Below are 2,500 nucleotides of genomic sequence, written 5' to 3' on the forward strand. Positions count from 1 at the left end.
TATCTACGTAAACATTCTAACTATAGGAATATTTGAAGGGTCGAGTAATTTTTTCATCTGTGCAAAAGTTTTTACTATATTTTCTACAGAAGTTTCAATGAATTTATCAGTTTCAATATAATTATCCGATTCGTCTTGGATATAAAAAAGAATAGATGAAACATAAACTGAGAGCAATAAGCCTCTTTTAGTGTAGTAATTAAAATCAAGAGATTTATCGCCGGCATAACGCCAAATAACATCACAACTACGGAATGCAACTTCAGTTCCTTGCATTGGGTTTAATGCAAAATAAGCGGCATTCTTACTATGAATAATAGGAAGCACGGTTTTAACCCTAATCTTTACGGCTAAGGATATTTTTTCTCTTATTTTTGCCGGTTCTTCTATCTTGGCTAAACTTTCTAGCAGAATATTGTCTAGATAGCTCTCAAAAAATTCTATTATTTCAGATAAACCTTCTGGAAAAACTATTAAAGCATAACCTTTTGCAAAGCCGCATTTTTCTTCTGCTTCTTCAAGTAGCTTACTATTCCATTCATTAAACGGTAATAATTCTAATAAAGATTGCACAAAGCTTAATTTTTTGATATAGTGTTCTTCTTGAATATTCATATTTTTAACCTTGACATTATAACTTATTATATAGATAATATAAGTTGTTGTCCAAACCTATAATATCTTTTAAGGAGAGTAATTTTAGTGATACTAGTAAATGTTCACGCCGGTAATTGTGATAATACGCTTAAGAATTTTAAGAAAAAGCTACAAAGAGAGCTTTATTTTCGTAAGATGAAAGAACAACGTTATTATGAACCGCCTTCAGCGAAACGAGTTCGTAAAGAGCAAGAAGCAGCGAGAAGAATAAGAAAATTTGCTCGTAAAAAAATGTTTGATGAATAAAATTTCAAACAATTTTATACCAAATTAAAGCTAGAAATATTTATATTTCTAGCTTTTTTTATGTTATAAAGAACTGTTATAGTCATATAAACAGTATTTATGCTTAGTTATCTTAAACAAAATCTACGTTCTTATTTTTCTAGTAGAGTACTAATTCTTACTTTAATAGCGGCTGCCGTTATTTTTGCCTGTGCTACTTTTTATGTAATATCTTTAGAATCGAAGAATTTTAGTACGATTATTGGATTTTTATTAGTTGATTTAGCAATTTTTTTGATTTTAGGTATTTTACTAACTCAAAAATTTTTTACTAAAAATAATAATAACGATAGTTCTAAATTACAAAATCGTATTGTAATTGCCTTTAGTTTAGTTGCTGCTATTCCAACTATAATTGTTTCGGTATTTTCTGTTTATTTTTTTAATCTTAGTGTTCAGGTTTGGTTTGATAAAAAGATTTCTACGGTTCTTGATCAATCCGTAATAGTTGCCGAATCTTATATTGCCGAGCATAAACTACAGCTAAAAGAAACTGCTTTAGCCGTTGCCGAAGATTTAGGCGATATGTATTACGATTTAATTCATAATCCTGCTTTGTTTACTAAAACGCTTAATACCGAAGCAGAGATGCGTTCGCTTGATGAAGCTATAGTTTTAAATAAATCTACCAATACTATAGTAGCTAATAGTTATTTAAGTTTTTCACTATCATTTGCAACTATTCCTGCACATTTAATTAAAAAAGCTGATTTAGGTGAACCGGTGGAGGTAAAATCCGATCCGACAAAAATAAGGATGCTGATTAAATTAAAAGAATATAATGACGTATATTTATTGGTCGGTAGATTAGTAGATAATAAAATTATCGATCATATAGATGCAACTAACGGAGCGGCTGCCGAGTATAATAGTCTTAAAAATGAAATAGATAATATACAAATTAAGTTCTCTATAATGTTTATCTTTATTGCCTTATTACTTCTTTTTGTAGCTATAAGTTTCGGGGTTATATTTACTGCTAAAATAGTAAATCCTATTAAAAAATTAGTTACTGCAACCGACAAAGTTAAAGACGGTGATTTAACGGTACAAGTGTCTGAAAGTGAAGTGGATAAAGATGAAATAGGAACGCTTTATACCGCATTTAATAGAATGATTAAGCAGCTTTCTCGTCAGCAACGTGATTTAGTTATAGCCCAACGGGCGATGGTTTGGTCGGATGTTGCAAAAAAAGTAGCTCATGAGATTAAAAACCCGTTAACTCCTATTTTGCTTGCTTCTGAAAGGCTGCTTAAGAAATTTAGCCCGGAAATAAAAGAAAGAGCGGAATTTGAAAATTATTTGAAAATGATTATTCGCCATACTAACGATATTAAAAATATAGTATCTGAATTTGTTCTTTTTGCACGTCTTCCTGCTCCTAAATTTACGAAAAGTGAGTTAGTTTATTTAGTTAAACACATCGTTGAAGCACGTAAATTACTTAATGATAATATTTTGTATAAATTTGAATCTAATGTAGATCAGTTTGATTTTATGTGTGATGCTACCCAAATAAATCAAGTTATGATCAATTTATTGAAAAACGCAGAAGAGT

3 protein-coding genes (1 of these 3 cut by a window edge) are annotated in these 2,500 nt (G+C 29.9%); 2 read left to right on the forward strand and 1 reads right to left on the reverse strand.

Annotation, left to right across the window (positions count from 1 at the left end; genetic code table 11):
- Nucleotides 1–3 precede the first annotated feature (3 nt).
- Nucleotides 4–615 carry a COQ9 family protein gene (locus AC1Z7D_RS04440; protein ID WP_482602334.1) on the reverse strand — a complete coding sequence of 204 codons (612 nt, stop codon included), beginning with the start codon at nucleotides 613–615 and terminating at the stop codon, nucleotides 4–6.
- Nucleotides 616–702: 87 nt separating this feature from the next.
- Between AC1Z7D_RS04440 and rpsU the strand changes: the two genes are divergently transcribed.
- A complete protein-coding gene (gene rpsU / locus AC1Z7D_RS04445) occupies nucleotides 703–903 on the forward strand; it encodes a 30S ribosomal protein S21 (RefSeq protein WP_341787635.1) in 201 nt (66 codons plus the stop codon).
- Nucleotides 904–1,002: 99 nt separating this feature from the next.
- On the forward strand, nucleotides 1,003–2,500 hold the 5' portion of the coding sequence (locus AC1Z7D_RS04450; protein ID WP_482602336.1) for a sensor histidine kinase NtrY-like. The gene runs 302 nt beyond the window's last position; 1,498 of the gene's 1,800 nt are visible here — the first part of the coding sequence; its start codon is at nucleotides 1,003–1,005; the stop codon falls past the right edge of the window.

The sequence above is a fragment of the Rickettsia sp. genome (genome assembly GCF_965035265.1).

Coding starts and splice junctions, on each gene's coding strand:
- AC1Z7D_RS04440 (WP_482602334.1), bottom strand. CDS start 615: ATGAATATTCAAGAAGAACACTATATCAAAAAATTAAGCTTTGTGCAA.